Source organism: Cupriavidus sp. H18C1 (assembly GCF_049311595.1).
Taxonomy (GTDB): Bacteria; Pseudomonadota; Gammaproteobacteria; order Burkholderiales; family Burkholderiaceae; genus Cupriavidus; species Cupriavidus cauae.
In genome coordinates, this window is the sequence record NZ_CP186009.1 from 1,477,879 (window position 1) to 1,501,446 (window position 23,568).

Annotated in this window: 21 protein-coding genes and 6 pseudogenes; 22 read left to right on the top strand and 5 right to left on the bottom strand. The window is 63.1% G+C overall.

The window, feature by feature from the left end; genetic code table 11:
• Positions 1-93: 93 nt before the first annotated feature.
• Positions 94-1,315: pseudogene (locus OJJOAM_RS22535) on the top strand (helix-turn-helix domain-containing protein).
• 82 nt (positions 1,316-1,397) lie between these two features.
• Positions 1,398-2,186 (top strand): PQQ-binding-like beta-propeller repeat protein, encoded by a 789-nt coding sequence (locus OJJOAM_RS22540; RefSeq protein ID WP_422649908.1) that lies wholly within the window; start codon positions 1,398-1,400, stop codon positions 2,184-2,186.
• Here OJJOAM_RS22540 and OJJOAM_RS22545 read toward each other — a convergent pair.
• Positions 2,140-2,916: pseudogene (locus tag OJJOAM_RS22545) on the bottom strand (LysR substrate-binding domain-containing protein); the annotation flags it as partial. The gene OJJOAM_RS22540 and the pseudogene OJJOAM_RS22545 sit on opposite strands and share 47 nt — an antisense overlap.
• Before the next feature lie 102 nt (positions 2,917-3,018).
• On the opposite strand from OJJOAM_RS22545, the gene OJJOAM_RS22550 reads away from it, so the two are divergent.
• Both OJJOAM_RS22550 and OJJOAM_RS22555 read left to right on the top strand, forming a co-directional pair.
• On the top strand, positions 3,019-3,726 hold the full coding sequence (locus OJJOAM_RS22550) for a haloacid dehalogenase type II (protein ID WP_422649909.1): 708 nt from the start codon (positions 3,019-3,021) through the stop codon (positions 3,724-3,726).
• 11 nt (positions 3,727-3,737) lie between these two features.
• Positions 3,738-4,526, top strand: coding sequence for an aldolase (locus tag OJJOAM_RS22555; protein ID WP_422651025.1), 789 nt, complete (start codon positions 3,738-3,740; stop codon positions 4,524-4,526).
• A gap of 51 nt (positions 4,527-4,577) precedes the next feature.
• Here the strand turns inward: OJJOAM_RS22555 and OJJOAM_RS22560 are convergent.
• A pseudogene (locus OJJOAM_RS22560) lies at positions 4,578-5,463 on the bottom strand (LysR substrate-binding domain-containing protein); the annotation flags it as partial.
• Positions 5,464-5,588: 125 nt separating this feature from the next.
• On the opposite strand from OJJOAM_RS22560, the gene OJJOAM_RS22565 reads away from it, so the two are divergent.
• The 3 genes from OJJOAM_RS22565 (at position 5,589) to OJJOAM_RS22575 (ending at position 8,482) form a co-directional block, all read left to right on the top strand.
• Entirely contained in the window at positions 5,589-6,383 is a 795-nt protein-coding gene (locus tag OJJOAM_RS22565) for an SDR family NAD(P)-dependent oxidoreductase (protein ID WP_422649910.1), read from the top strand.
• Between the two features lie 164 nt (positions 6,384-6,547).
• Entirely contained in the window at positions 6,548-7,771 is a 1,224-nt protein-coding gene (locus tag OJJOAM_RS22570) for an L-dopachrome tautomerase-related protein (protein WP_422649911.1), read from the top strand.
• Positions 7,772-7,873: 102 nt separating this feature from the next.
• A complete protein-coding gene (locus OJJOAM_RS22575; RefSeq protein WP_422649912.1) occupies positions 7,874-8,482 on the top strand; it encodes a glutathione S-transferase in 609 nt (202 codons plus the stop codon).
• Positions 8,483-8,516: 34 nt separating this feature from the next.
• On the opposite strand, the gene OJJOAM_RS22580 is transcribed toward OJJOAM_RS22575, so the two are convergent.
• From OJJOAM_RS22580 to OJJOAM_RS22590, 3 genes are all read right to left on the bottom strand, one after another.
• Entirely contained in the window at positions 8,517-9,005 is a 489-nt protein-coding gene (locus OJJOAM_RS22580) for a Rid family hydrolase (protein ID WP_422649913.1), read from the bottom strand.
• A gap of 253 nt (positions 9,006-9,258) precedes the next feature.
• Positions 9,259-10,185, bottom strand: coding sequence for a Bug family tripartite tricarboxylate transporter substrate binding protein (locus OJJOAM_RS22585; protein WP_422649914.1), 927 nt, complete (start codon positions 10,183-10,185; stop codon positions 9,259-9,261).
• 139 nt (positions 10,186-10,324) lie between these two features.
• Positions 10,325-11,830 carry an amidase gene (locus OJJOAM_RS22590; RefSeq protein WP_422649915.1) on the bottom strand — a complete coding sequence of 502 codons (1,506 nt, stop codon included), beginning with the start codon at positions 11,828-11,830 and terminating at the stop codon, positions 10,325-10,327.
• A 133-nt stretch (positions 11,831-11,963) separates the two neighbouring features.
• Here OJJOAM_RS22590 and OJJOAM_RS22595 point away from each other — a divergent pair.
• From OJJOAM_RS22595 to OJJOAM_RS22665, 15 genes and pseudogenes are all read left to right on the top strand, one after another.
• Positions 11,964-12,975 (top strand): annotated as a pseudogene (locus tag OJJOAM_RS22595) (LysR substrate-binding domain-containing protein).
• A 194-nt stretch (positions 12,976-13,169) separates the two neighbouring features.
• Positions 13,170-13,304, top strand: coding sequence for a hypothetical protein (locus tag OJJOAM_RS22600; RefSeq protein ID WP_422649916.1), 135 nt, complete (start codon positions 13,170-13,172; stop codon positions 13,302-13,304).
• A gap of 97 nt (positions 13,305-13,401) precedes the next feature.
• Positions 13,402-13,788 carry a barstar family protein gene (locus OJJOAM_RS22605; RefSeq protein ID WP_422649917.1) on the top strand — a complete coding sequence of 129 codons (387 nt, stop codon included), beginning with the start codon at positions 13,402-13,404 and terminating at the stop codon, positions 13,786-13,788.
• A 954-nt stretch (positions 13,789-14,742) separates the two neighbouring features.
• Positions 14,743-15,048 (top strand): colicin immunity protein, encoded by a 306-nt coding sequence (locus tag OJJOAM_RS22610; RefSeq protein WP_422649918.1) that lies wholly within the window; start codon positions 14,743-14,745, stop codon positions 15,046-15,048.
• A 766-nt stretch (positions 15,049-15,814) separates the two neighbouring features.
• On the top strand, positions 15,815-15,970 hold the full coding sequence (locus OJJOAM_RS22615) for a hypothetical protein (protein ID WP_422649919.1): 156 nt from the start codon (positions 15,815-15,817) through the stop codon (positions 15,968-15,970).
• Between the two features lie 168 nt (positions 15,971-16,138).
• Positions 16,139-16,597: a hypothetical protein gene (locus tag OJJOAM_RS22620; RefSeq protein ID WP_422649920.1), complete on the top strand. Its 459-nt coding sequence runs from the start codon at positions 16,139-16,141 to the stop codon at positions 16,595-16,597.
• Positions 16,598-16,890: 293 nt separating this feature from the next.
• Positions 16,891-17,034 carry a hypothetical protein gene (locus tag OJJOAM_RS22625; RefSeq protein ID WP_422649921.1) on the top strand — a complete coding sequence of 48 codons (144 nt, stop codon included), beginning with the start codon at positions 16,891-16,893 and terminating at the stop codon, positions 17,032-17,034.
• Between the two features lie 250 nt (positions 17,035-17,284).
• A complete protein-coding gene (locus OJJOAM_RS22630; protein ID WP_422649922.1) occupies positions 17,285-17,803 on the top strand; it encodes a hypothetical protein in 519 nt (172 codons plus the stop codon).
• A 197-nt stretch (positions 17,804-18,000) separates the two neighbouring features.
• Positions 18,001-18,243, top strand: a complete 243-nt coding sequence (locus OJJOAM_RS22635) for a CPCC family cysteine-rich protein (protein WP_422651026.1) — start codon at positions 18,001-18,003, stop codon at positions 18,241-18,243.
• Positions 18,244-19,047: 804 nt separating this feature from the next.
• A complete protein-coding gene (locus OJJOAM_RS22640; protein WP_422649923.1) occupies positions 19,048-19,326 on the top strand; it encodes a hypothetical protein in 279 nt (92 codons plus the stop codon).
• A 445-nt stretch (positions 19,327-19,771) separates the two neighbouring features.
• Positions 19,772-20,023: an Imm8 family immunity protein gene (locus OJJOAM_RS22645; protein WP_422649924.1), complete on the top strand. Its 252-nt coding sequence runs from the start codon at positions 19,772-19,774 to the stop codon at positions 20,021-20,023.
• Between the two features lie 337 nt (positions 20,024-20,360).
• Positions 20,361-20,904, top strand: a pseudogene (locus OJJOAM_RS22650) (DUF4142 domain-containing protein).
• Between the two features lie 35 nt (positions 20,905-20,939).
• Positions 20,940-21,233, top strand: coding sequence for a cupredoxin domain-containing protein (locus tag OJJOAM_RS22655; protein ID WP_422651027.1), 294 nt, complete (start codon positions 20,940-20,942; stop codon positions 21,231-21,233).
• A pseudogene (locus OJJOAM_RS22660) lies at positions 21,230-21,941 on the top strand (RNA polymerase sigma factor). Before OJJOAM_RS22655 ends, OJJOAM_RS22660 begins: the two are co-directional and overlap by 4 nt.
• 40 nt (positions 21,942-21,981) lie before the next feature.
• Positions 21,982-23,490, top strand: a complete 1,509-nt coding sequence (locus OJJOAM_RS22665) for an FAD-dependent oxidoreductase (RefSeq protein ID WP_422649925.1) — start codon at positions 21,982-21,984, stop codon at positions 23,488-23,490.
• The last annotated feature ends 78 nt before the right edge of the window (positions 23,491-23,568 follow it).

The window sequence follows — 23,568 nt, forward strand, 5'->3', positions numbered from 1 at the left end:
GCGCGGCAGCGGCACGGCGGGTCGGTTGATCCTCGTGCTAGATTAGGCGCCGGCTTCGATAGGGAGGGGAGTGACAAGTGTGGCGTGATTCGAATGGACCCGACGATCTCGGCAGCGGCCCGCGCGCTCGCGGTCGGTGATCCGCTCGGGGCGCTCAATTGCGTCGCCCTGCGTGAGGACGCCCCGGCGCTTGCGCTGCGCGGCATCGCGATGGCGCAGCTCGGCGACCTCGCCCGGGCCAAGGCGCTGGTCCGTAGCGCCGCCCGTGCCTTCGGCAGCCGCGCGCCGATCGCGCGGGCAAGATGCGTCGTCGCCGAGGCCGAGATCGCCCTGGCCGTGCGCGACCTCGGGTGGCCGGCCAAGGCCCTCGATGCCGCCCGCCTGACGCTGGAAGCGCACGGCGACCGCGCCAACGCCGCGCATGCGCGCTATCTGGCGAGCCGGCGGCTGCTGTTGATCGGCCGGCTGGACGAGGCCGAGCACATGCTGGCCGGCGCCGATCCGGCGCAGTTGCCGCCCGCAATGAGGACGGCGCACGAACTGATCATCGCGGGCATCGCCATGCGGCGCGTGCATGCCGTGGCCGCGCGCGCTGCGCTGCAACGCGCTCGCCACGCCGCGCGCATGGCCGGCATTCCGGCGCTTGCCGCGGAGGTCGAGCGCGCCGCCGCGATGCTCGACATCCCCGCCGCCCGCCTGATTGACCGCGGCCAATCGCGGCCGTTGCGGCTCGACGACGTGGAAGCGCTGCTGGCATCGGACACGCTGGTGGTGGACGCCTGCCGGCATGCCATCCGTCACGGCGGGACGGTGATTTCGCTCGCCACGCGGCCGGTGCTGTTTGCGCTGGCGCGGGCCCTGGGCGAGGCCTGGCCGCACGATCTGCCGCGCGACAGCCTGATCGCGCTGGCCTTCCGCATGAAACACGCCGATGCGACGCACCGCGCTCGCCTGCGTGTCGAAATGGGCCGGCTGCGCAGCGCGATCGCGTCGCTGGCGGAGATTGCCGCGACACCGCGCGGGTATGCGCTGGTGCCGCGCGCTACGCAGCAGGTCGTGGTGCTGGCGCGCCCGGTCGAGGAGCGGCACGGCTCGGTGCTGGCGCTGCTGGCCGACGGCGAATCCTGGTCCAGCTCGGGGCTGGCGCTGGCGCTCGGCGCCAGCCAGCGCACCGTGCAGCGCGCGCTCGATGCGCTGGCGGAGGCGGGGGAAGGTACTGGCGATCGGACACGGCCGCGCGCGCCGCTGGATGACCACGCCCGTGCCGGAAATCACGACGACCTTGTTACTCCCGGCGATCTCGAGCCTGGACTAGCATGACGGCATCGAGTCGTTACCGCGCCGCCTGCGCGAACGCGGTAATGCACCTGTCGTCAACGTCCCACCAGGATGCCCTTATGAAAACCGCTCCGGCAGAAGTCCTTCACGAATACGGCCCGTTCCCGGGCGTCGACGCCGTGCATGGCGTTTCGTACGACGGCCAGCATGTCTGGGTCGCCACCGGCGACAAGCTCAAGGCCATGGACCCGTCCAGCGGCAAGATGCTTCGTACCCTCGATGTCACGGCCAACGCCGGCACCGCGTTCGACGGCCGCTACCTGTACCAGATCGCGGACGGCCGCATCGACAAGATCGACCCGCAGACCGGCGAGGTGGTGTCGTCGATTCCCGCGCCCACCAAGGACGGCAATTCGGGCCTGGCCTGGGCCGAAGGCTCGCTGTGGGTCGGCCAGCATCGCGAGCGCAAGATCCACCAGGTCGATCCCGAGACTGGCGCGATCCTGCGCACACTGACGTCCGACCGCTTCGTCACCGGCGTCACCTGGGTCGACGGCGAACTGTGGCACGGCACCTGGGAGGGCGAGGCCAGCGACCTGCGCCATGTCGATCCCGCTACCGGCGAAGTGATCGAGCGCATCGAGATGCCGGCGGGCATGGGCGTGTCCGGGCTTGAATCGGATGGCGCGGATCGGTTCTTCTGCGGCGGCGGCCCCAGCGGGAAGGTCAGGGCGGTACGGCGCAAGGGGGCGCGGATCGAACGAAACCTCAGCGTCGCGCGCGTAGGCGGCGACCGGGCAGCTTCTCATCGAGATAGTCCACCAGCGCCTGCTGCGCGGGCGTCAGCAGCCGCGCGCTGCCGACCAGCGCCAGCTCGGTCGGCGGCGGGGCCGGCAGTCCGGCCCTGACGCCGAGCACGACATGATCGTCCTGCACCGCGGTGGCCGGCAGCAGGCTCAGGCCGAGATTCGCCGCGACCGCCGCCTGGATGCTGACCAGGCTCTGGCTGGTAAAGGCGATGCGCCAGCTGCGGCCCGACGATTCGAGCGCGTGGATCGCCCGATCCCGATACAGGCAGCCATGGCCGAACACCACCAGCGGCAGCGGGTCGGTGTCCATCGCAAAGTCCCGGCCCACGACCCATTTCAGCGTTTCGGGGCGGCGCAGCAGTACGGGCGCGCCATCGGCGTCGCGCTTGAGCAGCGCCAGGTCCAGCTCCTGCCGCGCGATCCGGTTGCCAAGTTCGACGCTGAGCCCGTTGACGGTATCGAGCCGGATCGCCGGATGGCATTTGGCGAAGCCGGACAGCAGGGGAATCAGCCGCTTGACATCGAAATCGTCGGGCACGCCGAGCCGGATCACTCCGGCATTGCCCCGCGTCTGCATCATCGTCTCGGCCTCTCTCGCCAGATCGACCAGCCGGCGCGCGTAGCCCAGCAGCCGCTCGCCGGCCTCCGTCAGTGCAACCGACTTGCCGGCGCGCTGGCGCAGCAGCAGCGGCTGCGCCAGTTGGTCCTCCAGCTTGCGGATCTGCTGGCTGACGGTCGACTGCGTGCGGTGGACCCGCTCGCCGGCGCGCGTGAAGCCGCCCGCGTCGACGACGCTGACAAAGGTCTTGAGCAGTTCGAGATCGAGCATGATTCGATGGATCGATGAAGTTGCGCTGAAAATCGAATTTTCGAATTGAGCGATGCCAGCTTAGCATGCAGCCATTCGCAACGTGAGAGCTGGAGCCCGACCATGCAACCTTCCCATCGGCCCGAATGGCTGACCTTCGACTGCTACGGCACGCTGATCCAGTGGGACGAAGGCTTGTTGGCCTACGTCGATCGCCTGCTGTCCCGCAAGGGATGGCGCGGCGTCGATCCGCACGAGTTCATCCGGGTCTATGACGAGCACGAGCATCGGCTGGAGCAGACGCCGCCGCATCGCTCCTTCGCCGAGGTCTCGGCCCATTCGCTGCGCGCCGCGCTGGAGGCGTTCGGGCTGCCGTTCGATGTTAGCGACGCCGACGCGCTGGCACGCCATATCGCCGCGATGCCGCCGTTTCCGGAGGTCGTGCCGACGCTGGCATGGCTGAAGGCACAGGGCTTCAAGCTGTGCATCGTGTCGAATACCGACGACGCCATCATCGCGGGCAATGTCGCGCAGCTCGGCGGCCATATCGACCGCGTCGTCACGGCGCAGCAGGCCGTGGCCTACAAGCCGTCGCCGCGGCTGTTCGAGCATGCCCATGACGCGATCGGCGTATCGCGGGACCGGCTGCTGCATATCTGCGCCAGTCCGCATCTGGACCTGGCCGCGGCGCGGGACATGGGCTTTCGTTGCGTCTGGATCGATCGCGGCACGGCCCGCCAGCCCTTGCCCGACTATCGGCCGGACGCCGTGTTGCCTGATCTGGCTGGCCTGCGCCAGTTATTTGCTACGCTCGGGTGGGCGCAACCCTGAAGGAGCGATCCATGGCGCATCAACTTTCCAGCAAGGCGGCGGGCGATGCCGGCATGGCAGCGGCGTTGCGCTGCGATCCCGCTGTCCGGCAGGCTCGCATCGATCTCGCGGCCTGCCTGCGCATGGCGGCACGGCTCGGGATGGCGGAGGGGATCTGCAACCATTTCTCGGCCACCTTGCCGGGACACCCCGGGCTGTTCCTGGTCAATCCGCTGGGCTTGGCCTTCTGCGAGGTCACGGCCTCGCGCCTGCTGATCTGCCATGTCGACGGGCGCGTGATCGATGGCGACGGCGAACCGGAGGCCACGGCCTTCTTCATCCACGCACGGCTGCATATGCGGAAACCCGCGGCGGTGGCGGCCTTCCATACGCATATGCCGAACGCGACCGCGCTGGCGATGGTCGACGGCGAACCGTTGGTGTGGGCCGGGCAGACCGCGCTGAAGTTCTACGGCCGGGTCGCCACGGTACCCTTCAACGGATTGGCGCTGGACGAACGGGAGGGCGATCGCATCGCGGACGCGATGGGCGAGGCGGACATCGCCTTCCTGCGCAACCACGGCGTGATGGTGACCGCGCCCAACATCGCCCAGGCCTGGGACGATCTGTACTACCTGGAGCGCGCCGCCGAAGTCCAGGTGCGCGCGCACGGTACTGGCCGCCCGCTGCTGCCCGTGCCGCCCGACGTCGCCGCGCTGTGCGCGCGGCAGATGCGCGAGGGCGATCCGGACAGCGCGCGCCTGCATCTGGCCAGCATCCACCGGCAGCTGGCGCGGCTGGAGCCGGACTATCTCGATTGACGCAGCCGGGCAGCTCGGCAGCCCGGGCAACCGGTGCCGCTCAACCCGCGTCAGCAGATCGATCATCGCCCGTGCCGCCGCCGATTGGCGGCGGTGTGGCGCGTAGATCAGCGAGAACGGCCGCGAGCGTCCGCGCAGATGCGGCAGCAATTCGACCAGTCTTCCCCCTTTCGATGCGATCGCGCACGATAAAGTCGTAGCTCTGGCAGATGCCGGCGCCGTGCTCGGCCAGCGACACCACGCCGAGCACATCGTCCGAAATCGCGATGGGGGAGGCGGTCGGCCAGTCGATGTCCCGATCGTCGTCGCGGAATACCCACGGCGCGATACGGCCAGTCCTCGGCAGCACGAAGGGCAGGCAGACGTGGCGATGCAGATCGTCCAGCGTCCGCGGCGTGCCCCCGCGGCGCAGATAGTCGGGCGCCGCGACCAGGCATAGCGCCGCGTCCTCGAGCTTGCGCGCCACCAGCCCGCTGTCGGGCAGATCGCCGAGGCGGATGGCGAGGTCGAAGCCTTCGGCCACCAGGTCGACATTGCGGTTGGTGATGTTCAGCTCCACCTGCACGCGCGGATATTGCCGCGTAAAGCGCGCCAGCAGCGGCGGCAGCCGGTAATGGCCATAGGTCGTCGGCACGCTGAGCCGGACCCTTCCCGACAGTTCCCCTTCCGGCCCTTGTATTTCGCGCTCGGCGTCGTCGAGCAGCGTGAAGGCGGCGCGCGCCTGCTCGACGTACTGCCGTCCCGCGTCGGTCAGCCCGATGCGGCGCGTGGTCCGGCGCAGCAATTGGCTGCCGAGCCGGGCTTCCAGCCGGGCGATGGCGCGGCTCAGCACTGAGGGCGTGGTCGACAACGCCACCGCGCCCGCCGTGAACGACCCGTGCTCGACCACCGCCAGAAAGGCTTCCACGTCCCCAAGATGGTCGAAGCGGCGCGCCATTATGTCCTCCGAAGAACAGATGAATTCCTGACGGGCGAGTTTATCTCCGTTGGTGCGGGTAATAAAGTCCGGCATCACCACCCGACATCACCACGCGACATCACCACCCGACAACGAGGAACCCCATGGACCTTCAACTGCAAGGCAAGACTGCCATCGTCACCGGCGCCACGGCCGGCATTGGCCTGGCCATCGCCCGCACCCTGGCCTGCGAGGGCGCCGCCGTGACCATCACCGGCCGGCATCGCGACAAGCTCGATGCGGCCGTCGCGGAGATCGCCGCGGCCGCGCCCTCCGCCAGCGTGTCGGGTTTCGTCGCCGACCTGGGCAGTGCCGGCGGTGCGGCCGCGCTGGCCGAGGCCGTGCCGGACACCGACATCCTGATCAACAACCTGGGCTACTACGAAGCCCGGCCCTTCGCGGAAATCACGGACGAGGACTGGCTGCGCATGCTCGACATCAACGTGATGTCCGGCGTGCGGCTGTCGCGCCATTACGTTCCGCGCATGCTGGAAAAGAACTGGGGCCGGGTGATCTTCATCTCCAGCGAGGTCGGCGCCTTTACGCCGCCGGACATGGTGCATTACGGCGTCAGCAAGTCGGCGCAACTGGCGGTGTCGCGCGGCATGGCGGAGCTGACCAAGGGGACCGGCGTCACGGTGAACAGCGTGCTGCCGGCCGCGACCCGCTCGGACGGCATCGTCGAATACCTGCGCCAGACCGCGCCGCGCCCGGGCATGAGCGATGCCGAGATCGAAGCGCACTTCTTCGAGACGTACCGGCCCAGCTCGTTGATCGCCCGCATGATCGAGGCCGACGAGATCGCGGCGATGGTGGCGCTGCTCGTCAGCCCGCTCGGCGCGGCGTCCAATGGGGCCGCCGTTCGTGTCGAGGGCGGGTCGTTCCGTTCGATTCTTTGATCGGCGATCGCCGACCGCTCATCGCCGACCGCTCATCGCTCATCGCTGACCGGTCGCCGACCACGGACCTCCGATCACCGACCGCGACTTTGCCGACCATTCATCGCCGACAGGCACGACCACGCGCCGTCAGCGCCTGTCGGCCCAAACTTCCGGACATCACCATGCTGCTTAACCCGTCCCGTCTCGCCGCGCTGACGTTCACCGCATTCACCACCGTCCCGGTATTCGCCGATACCGCCGCCCAGATCCCCCTCGAACGCTGGCGCAGCTATAAGGGCGTCAGCTGGGAGCCGTCCCGGCAGGGCGTGGACCCGGCGCCCTTCGCCGGCTCCGTCAACGCGCCGATCGCCGGCATTCATTTCGATGCGCGGGGCCGCGCCTTCGTCAGTACGCCGCGTTTGGTCTCCGCCGACGCGCCGGCGACGCTGAGCCTGCTCGATACAAACGCGCAGAGCGGGCCGGCCCGTCTGTCGGCCTTTCCGTCGGTGGACGGCAATGCGGTCGATGCCGCGCCGGATACGCATCTGCGCAACGTGCTCGGCTTTCATATCGACCGCCGCAACGGCTGGCTGTGGGCGCTGGACATGGGCTTCGTCGCGGGCCAGGCCGAGGCGCCGGTGGGCGCGCAGAAGGTGATGGTCTACGACCTGCGTACCGGCCGCACGGTGCGGCGTATCGCGCTCGATGGCGTGGCGGACCGCAAGGGCAGCTTCCTGAACGATATCGTCGTCGACGAGCGGCGCCGGATCGCCTATATCTCCGACAGCGGCCTGCGCAGCGCCCCGGGCAATCAGGCGGGGCTGATCGTGGTCGACTTTGCCTCCGGCAAGGCGCGGCGCGTGCTGGACCGCCACGCGAGCCTGTTGCCGGAGCCGGGCGCGAAGGTCGTCTCGCATGGCGCCGAGGTGTGGCCGGGCAACCCGTTGACGCTCGGCATCAACGGCATCGCGCTGTCGCCCGATGCCGGCACGCTGTACTGGGCCGTCACCACGGGCACGCACGCCTATGCCGTGCCGACGGGGCTGCTGCGCGACGAGCGCGCCAGCGCGCAGATGTTGTCCGCGGCGGTGCGCGATCTCGGCGACGTCGGCGGCAATACCGATGGCATCGTCGCCGACGCGAAGGGCAACCTGTACATCACGGACGTGACGCGCAACGGCATCGTCAAGTACGACCCGGCCACCGGCGCGATGTCGCTGCTCGCGGCCGACGAGGGCGTGCTCTGGCCCGATACGCCCGCGCTGCTGCCCAACGGCGACCTGGTGTTCACCGCCAGCCATCTGAACGGGCATTTCGCGGGGGTGGTCAAGGCCGGCGACGAGCGTTATGACCTGTGGCGCCTGCCGCTGCAATCGCGGAAACCGTCCCGGGACAAGCGCGACTGAGCCGGGGCGGCGCGGGGATTCGACGCGAGGGGGCTTGGCAAGCGGGCGGTGGACAAAGGAAGATAGGCGCCATCCCCGTCAACCGACCCCTGGAGTAAAACGATGAGACTGATCGGCATGCTCGATTCCCCCTATGTGCGCCGCGCCGCGATCACGATGCGCCTGCTGGGGTTGTCCTTCCACCATGAACCGGTTTCGGTGTTCCGCACCTTCGAGCAGTTCCGCGCCATCAATCCGGTGGTCAAGGCACCATCGCTGGTCTGCGACAACGGCGTGGTGCTGATGGACTCGACGCTGATCATCGACTACGTCGAGGCGCTGGCCGGACGCAGCCTGATGCCGGCGAACCTGGCGGCGCGGCAGCGCGATCTGCGCGTCATCGGCCTGGCGCTGGCCGCGTGCGAGAAGGCGGTGCAGAACGTCTACGAGCATCAGTTGCGGCCGGCCGAGAAACAGCACCAGCCGTGGGTGGAGCGCGTGGACGGCCAGCGCACCAGCGCCTTTGCCTTGCTGGAGGAAGAGGTCGCGCGCCTGGCGGTGCCGGTACAGGAGAGCGCGCTGTCGCAGGCGCAACTGACCACCGCGGTGGTGTGGACCTTTACGCAGGCCATGCTGCCGGGCGCGGTCGATCCGGCAAAGCATCCGGCCATCGCGTCGCTGACCGCGGCGGCGGAGCGCTTCGCGGCATTCGAGGCGTATCCGCACGCTTGAGAGCGTCTCAGGGCCTCGACAGCCGCCTGGCGTACTAGCGCGGCAGTCTGCCGGCACGGTCCCGCGGTGCAAACGCGGTGGCTTTGATCTCCACCAGGCCACCATCGGGGTTCAGGTCCGCGACGCCCAGTTCCACCGCAACCGGATACGGCGCGGCAAAGAACTCGTCGCGAACGCGACCGATTGCCGCCAGCTGGCCGGCCTTGTCCAGCGCGAGGCGCTCGCTGCCGAAGACATGGAACATCTGCAGCTCCACGACATCGTCCAGCCGTGCGTCGCAGGCGAGCAGCAGGCGCTCGATCTGGCAGAAGACCGCACGCAATTCGTCGCAGAACGCCGGCTCGTCCATCGGCTCGGTGCGCCTGTTGCAGGCGACCACGCCGGAGAGATAGACGAAGTCGCCGACGCGGCGGGCAGGGGCATAGTGGAACTGCGCGACATCGTCTTCCAGCTCGGCCGGGATGGCCACCATGCCGGTGGCGGTCGGAATCTGGCGAATGTCGGTGCGGATGGGATGGCTCATCGGTATTCTTGGCGGCTAAAAATTTATCGATCGGTACAGAAATGGGCAAAAAACAACGGGTGCGTCAGACCCGTTGCATCGTTGCTCGAAGAGGAACAGCGCTCAGGCGGCTGAGCGCGTGCCGATGAGCATATTTGTTTTGTACCGATCAGTCAAATAAGGTCGGGGCGCCGTTGCTGGTTCCTAGCGCTGAACGCGCAGGGTACGCAGCGGCGCTGCCTTATTCCGCCCTCACTCCGCCCTTATTCCGCCCTTATTCCGCGCGGATATTCGCCCGCGCCGCGACGGCCCGCATCTCCGGCAGCTCCTTCTCGACCCTGGCCTTGACCGCGGCGGCATTGCCATAGGCCGGCGTCAGCGCCAGTTCCACCAGTCGGGCCCGAGTGGCGGGGGCATTGACGACGTCCGCCAGCGCCTTCTCCAGCTTCTGCTGGACCGGCGCCGGCAGCCCCGCCGGTGCGATCAGCGCGAACCACGTGCCCATCTGGAAGCCCGGATAGCCGCTCTCGGCCACCGTTGGTACCTGCGGCAATGCGGGCAGCCGCTGCGGCGACAGCACGGCCAGCGGACGGATCCTGCCTGCCTTGATCAGCGGCAGACCCGCCACCACGGTGTCGACCGCGACCTGGACCTGGCCACCGGCCAGCGCCGTCAGATTGGGCGCACTGCCGTTGAAGGGCACATGCACCATGCGGATGCCGGCGGCCGACTTCAGCATCTCGCCGCCGAAATGCACCGACGAACCGGTGCCGAACGAGCCGTAGGAGAACTTGTCTGGATCGGCCTTCGCCTGCGTGACGAGGTCCTTGGGAGAATGCAGCGACGTGTCGGGATTGGCGACCAGCACCAGGCTCATATCGGCGACCAGGCCCAGCGGCGTGAAGCTCTTGATCGGGTCATAGGCGAGGTTGGGGCGGATTGCCGGGTTCAGCGTCAGCGTGGTGCTGGCCGCCAGCAGCAGCGTATAGCCATCGGGCGCGGCCTTGGCGACCTGCGTGGCACCGATCACCGTGCTGGCGCCGGGCTTGTTTTCCACGACCACGGTCTGGCCGAGCTTCTCGCCAAGGCCCACGGCCAGCAGACGCCCGAGCACGTCGGTCGCGCCGCCCGCGGCAAAGGGCACCACCAGACGGATCGGGCGATCGGGATACGTCTGCGCCGCGGCTGGCGCGGTCGCCATGGCAAAGACGGCGGCCAGGCCGGTGCATGCAAGGAAGAATCGCTTCGGGGGGCATTGCGGTCATCAAGGGCACTCCTGCCAGCAGTGGTGAGGTTGGAAATCGATCGATGGACGGCGTTGTTGCGGCATGCGATGGCGCTCAGCCCAGCCAGGGACTGCGGACCCGCGAGAATCCGCCCGCCTGGTCGTAGGCATGGCCCAGCTGCAGCACGGCGGCATCGGTCTGCGCTGGCCCGATGATCTGAATGCCGGCGGGCAGGCCCTGCGGCCCGAAGCCGGCCGGCGCGGCGAGTGCCGGGAGACCGGCCATCGTCGCCGGCACCACGGTCTGCATCCAGCGGTGATAGGTGTCCATGTCGCGGCCGTCGATGGCGTGCGGCCAGTCCCATTCGGCGTCGAACGGAAAGACCTGCGCGGCGGGCAGCACCAGATAGTCGTGCCGCTCGAACAGCTGGACCAGCGCCTGATACCAGGCGCTGCGCACGCACATCGCTTCGTACACGCGCGTGCCGGGCAGCGCCATGCCGCGCTCGATCTCCCATGCGGCCTCGGGCTTGAGCATCGCGCGCTTGGCAGGGTCGTGCCATAGCGCGGCATTGGCGCCGGCCACCGAGAAGCTGCGCAGGTCGATCCATGCGTGCCACAGCTTTTCCAGATCGAATGCGGGCAGCGCGGGCTCGACGGTGCAGCCCAGCGTCCGGAAGTGGTCCAGCGCGCGGGCGCAGGTATCGAGCAGGCCCGGCTCGGTCGGCAATTGGCCGCCCAGGTCGCCCAGCCAGCCGATCCGTACGCCGGTCCAGTCGCGCTCCGGCGGCAGCGCGAAACTGCCCGGCGGCTCGCTGCGGCGCGTCAGCGGCAGGCGCGCATCGAAACCAGCCTGCACCGACAGCAGCATCGCCAGGTCCGGCACGTTGCGCGCCATCGGGCCGGCCACGCTGAACTGCTGGAAGAAAACCTCGTCGGTCGGGCCGTGCGGCACCAGCCCGAACGACGTGCGCAGCCCGTACACGTGGTTGAACGCCGCCGGCGTGCGCAGCGATCCCATCATGTCCGAGCCATCCGCCACCGGCAGCATGCGCAGTGCGACGGCGACCGCCGCTCCGCCGCTGCTGCCGCCCGCGGAGCGCGAGGGGTCGAAGGCATTGCGCGTGGTGCCATAGACGGGGTTGTAGGTATGGCCGCCAAGGCCGAACTCGGGGGAATTGGTGCGCCCGACGAACAGCGCGCCAGCCTTGCGCATGCGCGCGAAGATCGCGGCATCGGTCTGCGTGACCTGTCCGGCGAAGATTGGCGAGCCCTTGGTCGTGACCATGCCCGCGGCCGGGCTGATGTCCTTCGGGGCTTGCGGGAAGCCATGCAGGGGACCACGGCTTTGCCCCTTGGCGAGTTCGGCATCGCGCTCGGCCGCCTGGGCGCGCAGCGGATCGCGATCGAGTGGGGCGACGATGGCGTTGACGCGGGGATTGTGGCGGTCGATCTGGTCGAAGAAGGCGTCGAGCACCTCGACGCACGAGACCTCGCGCGCGTGGATGGCGCGGGACAGCGCGACGGCATCGAGTTCGACGATCGGGTCGGTGGGCTGGGCGGTCGGCCGATTGGCGGGCTGATTCGTGGACTGGCTGGAAGCGGTCTGGTCGGGCGCCATGGTGGTGGTGTCTCCTTCGTTGTTCCGGAAAAGCATACGGGTCGGGCCGGGTTTCGCACAATCGACGATTATTTCAAATATCCTTGCGTAAAACGCAAACCAGAACGGGCCTTTGCGCCAGGGAGCCGGACCGATGCTGTCGCACCGCCTGCAGGACACAGCCCTGCGCTATTTCCTCGAAGTGGTACGCAGCGGGTCTCTGACCGAGGCGGCGCAGCGGCTCAACGTCACCGTATCGGCGGTCAGCCGCCAGGTGGCGGCGCTGGAAACGCTGCTGGGCGTGCCGCTGTTCGACCGCCGGCCGCGCGGCATGGTCGCCAGCGCGGCCGGGGAAGTGCTGGCGGCCTATGCATTGCGCGGGGCGCTCGAGGCAGACCGCGTCGTCTCCGAAATCGCCGCCCTGCAGGGCCTGCGCCGCGGACGCGTGCGCATCGCCAGCTCCGCTGGCTTCGCCATCGAATTTCTGCCCCGTTGCATCGCTGAATTCCGCGAGCGCTATCCCGGGCTGCATTTCCATGTCCGCGTGGCGTCGCCGGCCGATGTCACCGGCATCGTGCTGCACGGCGACGCCGATATCGGCATCACCTATAGCCGCGCTGGCGAGCAGGGCATCCGCGTCGAACACCGCCAGCCCGCGCCCGTGATCGCCATCATGCGCCCCGACCATCCGCTGGCGCGCTTTCGCAGCGTGACGCTGGCGCAGATGCAGCCGTATCCGCTGGCATTGCCGGAGGCCGACAACACGGTGCGCCAGCTGTTCGATATCGCCGCCGGCGAACGCGGCATCGTGTTCGAGCCGGTGCTGGTCACCAATCATTTCGAGACGCTGACCAGTTTCGTGCTGCACGGCGGAGGGTTGTCGATTTCCGGCGCAGTGACCGTGGGCGACCGCCTGCGCCGCGGAGAACTGCACGCCGCGGTGATCCGGGAACGGGGGATGAAGGGCAGGGCGATCGAACTGCAGACGCTGGCAGGGCGGACGTTGCCGGAGGGGGGTGAGGGCGTTCTTGGGGTTTGTGAGGGAGAGGTTGGGGGCGGAGGTGGGGGGCGGCGGGGTGAGCGGGCTGCTTCTCGATGGTGCTTTCCACCTTCGGTGGGGTTTAGTCCTTCGCGTATGGGCCGTAAACGGCGTAAGGCTTGCTTGAGCCGCCAGAACGGCAGGATTAGGAGACGCGAAACGTGAGGATCATCAAGCTGATGGCCGACTATCACTGTTTCCCCTTGTGGGAGGCTTCCCCCTGGCGAGGTAGGAAACATCGATCCTGAAACCCTTCCTATTTCCCGGGAACTAAAAACCAGGCTTCTCAATTGGGCTAGACAGTTGGATGAGACATTGAATATGGATTACCCGCCGGATTCTCGTTTCAAGAGCGCAAGAGATGAAGCCGAATTCAGGGAGGAAGGCGTCGCGCTCGCCGAGCTCCTGAAAGGAGAGCTCGGCAACGACTATCAGGTAAGACTGCATCTTTGGTGAGAAATGGCTTGGGCAAGTATTCCCGGTGCCAGGTGGAAAAAATGCGACTTCTCGCTAATCGAGTGGCACCGGCAGTACGGCAAGAGACCGTTGTTTCATGACCAGTTCCGGCAGATTTATCTTTGTTCCTGATATTCGAGATTATGTGACTAGCGATGCTGCCGTGGTTTGGGTGAACGGAAATATCTCCTCCACACGGCAGCTTCTTGACTTAATTTACCGTTCGCTCTCGCTGCCCGGATACTTCGGTTTTAATTGGAACGCATTGTTTGACTGCCTTGGTGACTTGCATTGGTTGGACGAAAGAACCGTGGCGATCGTGCATGAGGAATTGCCTCAACTGCCTCCCTTGGAGATGAAAACGTATCTCTCTGTGCTAGACCACGCCGCAGCCGATTGGCAACCATGGGAGGCTCATTCTGTGCAAGTGGTATTCAACGAGAAGGACTACGCTAGCGTTGAAGCCGCCTTGAGAGGTGCATAGTTTCCACCAACTGCATCCGCTAGTGGTGGAATCAATTATCTATTCAATTTGATATTTGAATGCATCATATCATTGCAACACTAACTATCGCAGTCGACGTCGAAACGCCAAAAATAAGCGGAATACGCAGTGGATACGCGCCACACCATCGATTTGCGGGAGTCAAGTACCTGACAAGCGGTCGTCATGTTTATAGCGACGACCAGTGGCATTTTCCCGGTGAGGAAATCAAGGCGTGGATTTCGTTTGCGAGTTGGGAGTGTATTAAGGGTGGGGTTAAGGCTGGGGGAGTCGTTCGAAGTCCTTGAATTGGATAGGATTGTTGGCTATGGGGTCATGGAAGAAATATTATAGTACCGTCAATGGGTCACTCAAAATAGGAACCTTCTCGGAAAACACAGCTCACCCGAAGTGCCCATTTGTTCCCATATGATATGAACAACACACCGGAACCGTTTGAACTAAAAGTTATGAGACTCGCCTTGCAGGGCGAGGCGGACTGGATCGTTGGAATGCGAGCTCAGATACCGCATCTGACCGTGTCGGAGCGGCGCTCGACGGGCCGTGGTTTTATGACGGACTTCAGCTGTGCAAGAGCGGCGAATCCTGTCAGCGTTCCACGCGAGGATAATGGTCTTCCGGTAAAGCAATATCCACCCGCCATCAACGCGAGGAGGAGGGGAGCCGGTAGAGGGCCTCGTCAGTTTCATTGTCTGGCTAGGAGATGACGGGAAAATTTGCCAACTGGAAGCATGTTCCTTGACAGACGATGAATGGCCCAATGATCTCTTCAGCGGCTTTTATGTTTTCCAGGATGATAGCGGCAATATAGTGGAGGAATAGGCCTTTGTTCCGTCTGGGACGGGCTTCCGAGAAATGACACTGCGTCAGTCTACGGGTCCAAGACCGGCTACGTTGCGGTGAGTGACTGAACCGGAGAAGTCGTCCAGGTAAATGGCCGGAATGACCAGGGTTGGGTTCCTGGCGGTCGAATCAAATGGAAAGCTGTCTACTGCCGCAGCAGTGGCAGGTTTCGAGAAAGCTATTGAGTATGGGCTGGTTATCGCACGGGTCGAAGGCGGGATATGGCATGAACCCGGATTCGAGGCAAGGATCGACTGTATTTGGGACGGAGATGAACCACCGGTGGCTCCCAATGCTGCTAGACGTAACAATCGCTTAGCGGCTGAGGTTGTACGCTCTGAAGGTGCCGTGCATGATGTATTTGTCATTACCGCTTCGACGCTTAACGGTTGGTAATTGTCATCGAGTAAGGAATATTGACGCGAACCCGGCCTAGCGCTGGGTGAGCAGTGCTGTAAGCCAGGTCGCCTCCTGACAAGGCTTGAACTTCGGCAAGCTGATGATGGCCGGCGCGGTTGGTGCGGGCTACGGCTGGATTGACGCACGGCATTACTTTCGACCGTTTCAGCTTCGGGCTGAGCGAGTGGGAGTCGCACTGAAGGGAACCAACATTGATCGGAGCCAAGCTACGAATAGCCAACAATTCGCCCGCGCAATAAAATGAGGTGGCGATGAAAATAAATCGGCTTAGAGAGAGGCGAGACGGCACGGTGGAAAGGACGTTGGGACCTAGATACGAGATCGATCGAGGGCCGAAGTCCTCTCGCGACATCCATCCGCATGAAAGAATCCGGATCGCCCGCGCCCTCTGGCGCCACGGTGACTGGGTACCTTTAGCGGAAGAGCGATGAGGTGAGACACGTCCTGACCGCCCCAACTCTATGCCGCATCGCGGCAATCTCCTGGGCGCAAGCTCCACACGACACCCAAATTGGCGCCATCGTAGTCACGGCGAACCCAGTCGACATCGACGCCGGCGAACTTGCGCGTACCGATGCGCAATCCAGGGAAAAATGAAACAGAATATTGTGGATAGACAGAAAGAGATTTGCTCTAGATTCGGCGCGTCATATTTTGGGTTTAGTTTAAAATCGCGATGCCGATATCTATTCTCATGCCCCCCGCCTTTGACCGGGTTCATCATTCTGGATACCGCATTGCCTTGAGCAAGGAGGAGGAAATGCCGGCAGTAGGAGGAGGGCCGTCGCCAGAGCAATGGAAACGGATGAATGCGGCAGAAAAGGTCATCTATTGCGTATTGGTCGGTGCGGCTGTGGTGTTTGTTGGATACTTGGTCACTGCAACCTTACTAAGTTGACCCTTCTCAACCAAGCCTTCGGGCGTGCCCGGCGTAGGGACGTAGAGCGGGATACCGTGTGCAAGGTTTGCGCGTGAACCTAATCACTGCCGTTGTCGACCATGGGTCCGATAAGCGTTCCTGCTGACAGCACAATATGCCACCGACTGCTCGTGTTGATAGTAAGCCATGACAATATCGAAAATTCTCGAACTGTATGCCAGAAGCGGGCGAAGCCTCACCGACAATGGTTTAGACGAGGCGGCTCTTCCGCTTCGCGACGCAGACGCTGCGCTGGAGCTATTTTGTCAGCAAAGGTGGCGGGTACTCGGCGGCGATGTTTATCGACTGATGGATGGCAATCGGTTCAAGTCAGCTTACGATAACTGGTCGTATGAAGGAACGAATATCGAAGAGAGTTTTGCTGTGGCTCGCAACTTTATTGCCTCCATTGCCGATCGGACGATGTATGTCGTATTCGTCGTGGAAGATTGCAAAAGATGGCTGCCAAGATGTTGGCGTCTATTTGGAGCCATGACGACCTTGAAGTTGCCCACGAACTGGGGGCTACCCTGCTCGGCAAGCAGTTGCCATGGCCAAGCACGTGGATTAATGCCGCAAGAAGATGGGACTAGCGGATTAGCTTAACCTTGGGGCTTTACGCCTTCCGGCGGGGCGGCGACGGGAGTCCCCTGCTGGTTAAGGGGCGGCCGGCCTTCGTCGCGCATCTGGAGCATGCGAGGCAGTTGCTTGTGTACGACCCGTCGACGGCTTAATCCGTCTGTTGGCGGCCGGACGCTAGATGGCTTCCGGTACTGATATCAGCCTGAAGCCAGTACCAAATGCTAAGTAGGCATATCGGAAAGGCGATAATTGATTTCGCACTATTCCTGGAGCTCTCCGACGGGCGTCCCATCGACCCGGACGCCGCAGTACAAGCGATGGAGCGTTTGGCCAGTGAACTTCAGTTGATATCTGAAAGGGAGCGCTTGGCTCTGCTGAGCTGCTTTGAAGAAGTTGCTGACGAGTATGGTGAGAAGGAAGCATTCGTTCGCGCGCTTGGCGCGAATTTGGGCTTGACTTGAATTATCGATGAAGGCTGGTGCCTGTTTTGAGCAGCCCGGCGAGGACCTTTCGCTAGTGACGAACGGCCCGCGCTGGGGCTATGCCATATATGTAGTACTGGTGCGAGCGGCGTTCATTACATTGGGCGCGGCGGGGTGAAGGCAAAAATTCTCTCTTGGGATGCCAATTGAAGTAGTCGAGAGATGGTGGATAAAGAAAACGATATTTTTAAACGGCCATACGCGAATGCGTTAGGCGCTGTCCATCCCGATGGGCAACTACCGGAAAAAGATATTCAAAGATGAATGGAAGTGTTTTCTTTTTTTGAATCCGGGTATCTTTTTCGCCCCGATGTTTGCGAGCATTGTGGTAGACCTTATGGGCTTGGAGGCGGCAAAGGTAACATGCATCCATAATATCGATGTAGCACAAGGGCGTGCGTTTAGTAAGGGTGAAAATATCTTTATAGATAAAGCAGTTTGTGAATCTCGGTATAAGAGCTTCTTTGAGAATGGTGGTGCTGGGGAAACATGGGCATATGGGATTGATCGATATGTGGCAGCATCTGACGTGGGTGGGTGGTGTTTCTATTTTGATAGGGAAAATGATATTGCGATGATCGCTTTTCCTTCATTTCGACATGCTGCTTTATGTCGTATTCAATTGGAGGGTCTTGGGGCAAGACCAATAGATGAATTGATTGACGGCGGCAATGCTCCTCTTTTCCCATATAGCTCTCTCGTTCCTGAGTGGCGTGATGCCTTACTTAAAAACTACGGCTCAAAGTGAGGGCTTTGCCCCTAAGGCCTGGAACTGGTGGAATCCTCGTGGGCGGGAAGATCGTGGGCGCCGATCTGACGTCGCATGATGGCGCGTTGTTGTTTGATGATGGACCTACTTTGAATATCTATAACGGCCAGAACGCTGACGGGCACCTAAGACAATGTTCAGGCAAGGGACAGAATTGAATGCTGGAAGAGGCGAAAATGAAACCAACTGAACATCGCGAGGCGTACCAATGCCATTGTTGCGGTCAACTAACGATCGGAGAGCCAGGCGGTTATGAGATTTGTGAGGTATGCGGCTGGGAGGATGATCCTGTGCAGTCCGCAGATCCAACGTACACGGGTGGAGGAAATGTACTTAATTTGTATCAGGCACGTTTGAACTGGAAAAGCGGAAATTTAGGTCTTTTCGATGAACATAAGGCTACCTCGGCTGCCCGTTAAATATCATCTGCCGGGCCAACGTCAGCCGTGCGTCACAACAGCGGCGGGTAAGCCTTCTACTCGAAAATAAGGTACGTATGGAAGTCACGATCAAAAGGCCCTTCCAATTGAAGCTTGACGTTGTGGCGATAGACGAGCACGTACCTTCAATGAAGGCGAATGTTCTCCTTTGCGTGGAACAGCTCGGGGGGGCGGCTCGAGTATTGCGGCAGCTTCTGGTTCGAATGCGCCTCATGGGACTCGTTCGTGGTTGCCTTAGGCGGCATCCAAGAAAATCCCGCCAGGCTTACGGACATCAGTGGTAGTTTTGTTGTTGCGCTTCAAGCAGGATCTCAAAAATTTGAGGCCTTTTGGGAGATAAAAAAAGACCGCTTTAGACGGGGCTGTCACAACAGTGGCATGTCGATTTCCTGCTGATGCTGAGGATTTGTCCCATATGAAAGCGCGGTTCACAGAGTTCCCTCGGTGGTGGTAGCTGACCACCTTGGAGTCCGCGATCAAGTGCCGCTGGTGATTGATCCGGTCTGAGTAGAAATCAATTTGGCAACAGAATTAAGCTTGGCATCGACCGAGGTTAGTATTTCTGGTGTTACCGGAAGACTGGCACTCGTGTTCGACCGAAGGCAGGTCTGCGATGACGTCGCTTTCTTCTTCGCTGTTTGTGAGAGGTGGACGAGCGCGCGGTTCCTATTCGTCCGGATTGGCGGTCCTCGGCCGGACCAGCTGTAAAGCGAAATTTTAATGAGCTCTATATTCGATCTATAATGAGCCACATCAAAAATGGGCGAATGCGAGGAGCGCCAGTTGGCGCTGATGCGTGATTTCCTTGTTGACTACACGGATCATAGGATCTCACTGAAGCATCTAATTGATGTGTTGGAGGGACTGTTGTCGTCCGTTTCCAGTTTGCCATTTCACTGGCGCACGGAGTTCCATGAACATTGGTTATCGCTGGAACAAGTTCGCGCGATAGCGCTATACCGCGGCGATAATCTATCTATGTTTGCCACCGAAATTGAAGCTGCCATTGCGGCATTGAGAGGCCTAGTGGCTACGCAACGCGATGCACCGGATAAAAGATGACCTACATTCAAATGGATCAGCATCAATTCTTGCATGAGCTCCGCGTCAATTCGTCTTGCCCAACGTTATAACTGATTCACCGAGGATAAGGACGCAATGAGTTCGCGTAACTGGGAAGCTATCCATGGGTTCGAGTCACCGGGCGAGTACGGGCGCTTCCGCGTGTGGCTTGAGGCTCAAGTAGATGCTGGGTTGGTTGAGCCGGTTTCAGTAAGCCAGCCGAGTAGTGATCTCATATTCGGGGTGGAAGAGCATTGGTATCGGTGCAAGATCACTGGGGAGTTATGGCGTTTAATTGCTCCCGAGCCGCCCCTTAGGGGATTCTGGGGCGAACTCGTGTAGGCGCTATTTGGCGGAATGGCGTAGAAGCCCGATGGTCGAGGTTGCGTGATGGCTCGATCGGTGAGGTCGCCAGTGCGGCATCTCATCGGACTCTCTTTTGGCGATGGATGGTCAGGGCATTGGGGAAATCGAACGGAATCATCCGTTCGATGGAAGTGCGTCCAGCTTCGGCACATGGATTCGAGCATACGTTGGCCCGTTCGGTGAAAGAAGAGCGGAAACGTTCGACATCCAGGTCTGCACTCCCAACTGGCTAAAATCGCAGTGCACTGCTCAAGGGCCGCTCTGGGGTAGGCATATGTTGATCGTTGATATCTATAACTACAATGTCATCAAAACGCATATTGAGCGCTAAATCGCAAACAGTGAGGGCGACGATTGGGAATCAATTGCGGTGAGGCTGAGTCGAGTTGGTGCAAGGGAGTTCGAGGACTATCAGGAATGAATTGATGGAATCGAGCACCGTGGTATCCATTAAAAGTACCGGGATGATCAGGTGTGAACCCTGACGCACCTGAAACATAAAATGGCTGGAGTAGGGCGCCTATCCGCGAGCAAGCGCAGCATGGCCGAACGGCAATTTTCCCCGGAACGCCGCCGCCCCTCATGACATCCATCCCCATGAAAGAACCCGCTCGCCCACGCCCCCCAGCGCCGCGGCGACCGAGTCCACTTCATGGAGGAGCGATGACATGAAACACATCCTGACGGCCATATCCCTATGCTGCGCCGCGGCAATCGCCTGGGCCCAGTCCCCCAACGACGCTCAGATCGCGGCCATCGTCGTCACAGCCAATCAAGTCGACATCGACGCCGGCGAGCTGGCGCGGACAAAGGCGAAGTCCAAGGAGGTGAAGGAGTTCGCGGAGCTGATGGTCACCGACCACTCCAGCGTCAACAAGTCCGCAATGGACCTGGCCAAAAAGCTCGATCTCAAGCCCGAAGACAACCCGACCGCGCAGACCCTGAAGCGCGGCGGGGGAAGCAAATATCGCCAAACTGAAGCGGCTCAAGGGGGAGGCCTTCGATAAGGCCTATGTCGATCAGGAGGTCGACTATCACCAGGCCGTGCTCAATGCCCTGGACAAGACCCTGGTGCCGAGCGCGAGCAATGCCGAGTTGAAGGCCCTGCTGGTCAAGGTGCGGCCGGCGTTCGTCGCGCATCTGGAGCATGCGAAGCATCTGCAAGCCTCGCTGCCGAAGACCAAGAACGCGAAGACGAACAAGAAGCCATGAATTGGAGCCGGGGGACCATTCTGGGATCGCTGGTGATGGCGGCGATCCTTGGCGGCACGGAGGTCGGTGCGGCGACCTATATTGTCACCATCGAGGGCATGGAATTTCGTCCTTCGACATTGATGGTGCACCGCGGCGATCGCGTCGTCTGGGTCAATCAGGATATCGTGCCGCATACCGCGACGTCGGCGGACGGCAGGACCTTCGATTCCGGCCATATCGCACCCGGTGCGTCATGGGAGCACGTGGTGCAGGGCGATGGATCGGTGCCCTACGTCTGCACGCTCCATCCGACCATGCAGGCGGTTCTGGATATTCGCAAGCGATGATCCCTTCCAGTGCAACGACGCCCGCTACCGGCCAGCCTCATGGCGAAGACCAGGAGCTGGCCCGACGTATCGCGGCGGGCGATCGTTCCGCCTTCGAGTTGCTGATCCGGCGGAACAACCGGCGTCTGTACCGCCTGGCGCGCGCGGCGCTGTGTGACGATGCGGAGGCGGAAGACGCGCTGCAGGAGGCCTATCTGTCGGCCTATCGCGCGATCGGAGAGTTCCGCGGCGACGCGGCGCTGGCGACCTGGCTGTCGCGGCTGGTACTGAATCAATGCCTCGGTCGGTTGCGACGCCACGCACGACGCGAGAAGGTGATTCCGATGGTGGCTTCATCCGGGGGATGACGCTATGGAGCACGACTATCCCGCACCCGACGACGATGCACCGGACAGGGCGTTCGCGCGTACCGAATTGCGCGGACTGATCGAGCGTCAGCTGGACCGATTGCCCAAGACGTTCCGTCTCGTTTTCGTGATGCGCGAGGTCGAGGAAATGAGCGTGGAAGAGACCGCGCAGTGTCTCGATATTCCGGAGGCCACCGTCCGCAGCCGGCATTTCCGTGCGCGCAGCCTGCTGCGGGAAGCGCTCGTTCGCGAGATCGATCTTGCCGGCCGCGATCTGTACGAGTTTGGCGGCGTGCGCTGCGACCGGATCGTGCAAGGCGTGATGGCGCGCCTCGACCGCGAGAACGCAGGCAAGGCCTGAGCGGAGGGCCGAAACCGACAACGCCGCAAGGAGACCCGACATGACAACCTCACTCTGGCGTGGCACCGCAAATCCCACGGGCTGGCCATTGCTCGTCGAGGACATCCAGGCCGATATCGCGATCGTCGGTGGCGGCATTACCGGTGTCAGCCTCGCCTGGCGACTCGTGCAAGCGGGCCGCAGCGTGGTGCTGCTGGAGGCCAATGGGTTGGGCGTCGGGGATACCGGCAATTCCACCGGCAATCTCTACGCAACGGTCAGCAGCGGCCTGCATGCGCTCCGGCAGAAGTGGGGCGACGATGTCGTGCGGCAGGTCACGCAGTCGCGCGCGGAAGCGGTCGATTGGGTCGAGGAGCATGTCCATCGCCTGGGCATCGACTGCGCCTTCCGGCGTTGCCCGCTGGTCCGCTATCCGGCGTCGGCCAACGCGCGCGATGGGATCGAGGCGGAGTTCGAGGCCTCGCTGGCCGCGGGTCTTGCGATCCGCAGGGAAGGGACCTTGCCGCCCGGTTTGCCGCATGCCCACGGCGACGCGCTGGTGCTCGAGCAGCAGGCCCAGTTCCATCCGCTTGCCTACGTGCTCGCGCTGGCCCGGCATGCGGCCGACAATGGCTGCCGCATCTTCGAGCGCTCTCCGGTGATCGAAATCGACCGCTCGCAACAGTTGCTCCGAACGGAGCGGGGCAGCGTCAAGGCGCAGCACATCGTGCTCGCCACGCATTCGCCGAGCGGCTTCCATCTGATGCAAGCCGGCATGGTGCCGCATCGCGAGTACGGATTGGCGGCACCATTGGACGGCGATTCGTTTCCGGTGGGGATCTTCTACGCCGAGGGCAGCGAGCGCTTGTCGGTGCGCGGGCTCGATACCACGCAGGGCAACTACCTCGTCTGCGTCGGCCAGACAGCGAAGACCGGTCAGCATGACGCGGCAGCGGCCATGGCAAGCTGGAAGAATCGGCAAGGCAGCGCCTCGGCATTCGGCAGATTGCCTTTCGCTGGTCGGCACAGAACTCCCCCGTCGCCGGATGGCTTGCCCTATATCGGCAAGGACGCCTTCGGTAGCTACATTGCGACGGGCTTCGCGACCGACGGCCTGACCTACGGCACGCTGGCCGCGGCCATCATCGCGGACCAGCTTCTCGGCGTCGACAACCGCTGGAGCGAGCTCTACAAGGCGACGCGGCTGACCGCGGTGAAATCGGCGAAGGGGACCGCCGAGGAAGTGGTCAGCATGGGCAAGGCGCTGATCCAGGACTATCTGACGCGTCGCCAGCACGAGCAGCTGCAGAGTCTCGCACCCGGAAACGCCGCGATCGCGGAACTGGAGGGCGAACGCGTCGCGGCCTATCGCGATCCCGCGGGGCGCCTGTTCGCGGTATCGCCCGTCTGCACGCACATGAAATGCATCGTGCATTGGAACGCTGTCGAAATGAGCTGGGACTGTCCCTGCCACGGCAGCCGTTTCGCGCCGGACGGCAGCGTGTTGTCCGGCCCCGCGCTCGCGCCGCTGACGATCAAGCTCGTGCCCGATCAGGAAAGCGGAACCTGAGCCGACGCGCCCGCGCCTGCATCGCCGTTCGTTCTGCAGTGCGGAAAATGGCGGAAAACCCCAACGTGTCGCGGGCTG

Excerpts from the sequence above, each read along its gene's own strand:
- OJJOAM_RS22540 (WP_422649908.1), top strand. The coding sequence starts at position 1,398 with ATGAAAACCGCTCCGGCAGAAGTCCTTCACGAATACGGCCCGTTCCCG.
- OJJOAM_RS22550 (WP_422649909.1), top strand. The coding sequence starts at position 3,019 with ATGCAACCTTCCCATCGGCCCGAATGGCTGACCTTCGACTGCTACGGC.
- OJJOAM_RS22555 (WP_422651025.1), top strand. The coding sequence starts at position 3,738 with ATGGCGCATCAACTTTCCAGCAAGGCGGCGGGCGATGCCGGCATGGCA.
- OJJOAM_RS22565 (WP_422649910.1), top strand. The coding sequence starts at position 5,589 with ATGGACCTTCAACTGCAAGGCAAGACTGCCATCGTCACCGGCGCCACG.
- OJJOAM_RS22570 (WP_422649911.1), top strand. The coding sequence starts at position 6,548 with ATGCTGCTTAACCCGTCCCGTCTCGCCGCGCTGACGTTCACCGCATTC.
- OJJOAM_RS22575 (WP_422649912.1), top strand. The coding sequence starts at position 7,874 with ATGAGACTGATCGGCATGCTCGATTCCCCCTATGTGCGCCGCGCCGCG.
- OJJOAM_RS22580 (WP_422649913.1), bottom strand. The coding sequence starts at position 9,005 with ATGAGCCATCCCATCCGCACCGACATTCGCCAGATTCCGACCGCCACC.
- OJJOAM_RS22585 (WP_422649914.1), bottom strand. The coding sequence starts at position 10,185 with ATGGCGACCGCGCCAGCCGCGGCGCAGACGTATCCCGATCGCCCGATC.
- OJJOAM_RS22590 (WP_422649915.1), bottom strand. The coding sequence starts at position 11,830 with ATGGCGCCCGACCAGACCGCTTCCAGCCAGTCCACGAATCAGCCCGCC.
- OJJOAM_RS22600 (WP_422649916.1), top strand. The coding sequence starts at position 13,170 with ATGGATTACCCGCCGGATTCTCGTTTCAAGAGCGCAAGAGATGAAGCC.
- OJJOAM_RS22605 (WP_422649917.1), top strand. The coding sequence starts at position 13,402 with ATGACCAGTTCCGGCAGATTTATCTTTGTTCCTGATATTCGAGATTAT.
- OJJOAM_RS22610 (WP_422649918.1), top strand. The coding sequence starts at position 14,743 with ATGGCCGGAATGACCAGGGTTGGGTTCCTGGCGGTCGAATCAAATGGA.
- OJJOAM_RS22620 (WP_422649920.1), top strand. The coding sequence starts at position 16,139 with ATGACAATATCGAAAATTCTCGAACTGTATGCCAGAAGCGGGCGAAGC.
- OJJOAM_RS22625 (WP_422649921.1), top strand. The coding sequence starts at position 16,891 with ATGGAGCGTTTGGCCAGTGAACTTCAGTTGATATCTGAAAGGGAGCGC.
- OJJOAM_RS22630 (WP_422649922.1), top strand. The coding sequence starts at position 17,285 with ATGGGCAACTACCGGAAAAAGATATTCAAAGATGAATGGAAGTGTTTT.
- OJJOAM_RS22635 (WP_422651026.1), top strand. The coding sequence starts at position 18,001 with ATGAAACCAACTGAACATCGCGAGGCGTACCAATGCCATTGTTGCGGT.
- OJJOAM_RS22645 (WP_422649924.1), top strand. The coding sequence starts at position 19,772 with ATGGATGGTCAGGGCATTGGGGAAATCGAACGGAATCATCCGTTCGAT.
- OJJOAM_RS22655 (WP_422651027.1), top strand. The coding sequence starts at position 20,940 with ATGGCGGCGATCCTTGGCGGCACGGAGGTCGGTGCGGCGACCTATATT.
- OJJOAM_RS22665 (WP_422649925.1), top strand. The coding sequence starts at position 21,982 with ATGACAACCTCACTCTGGCGTGGCACCGCAAATCCCACGGGCTGGCCA.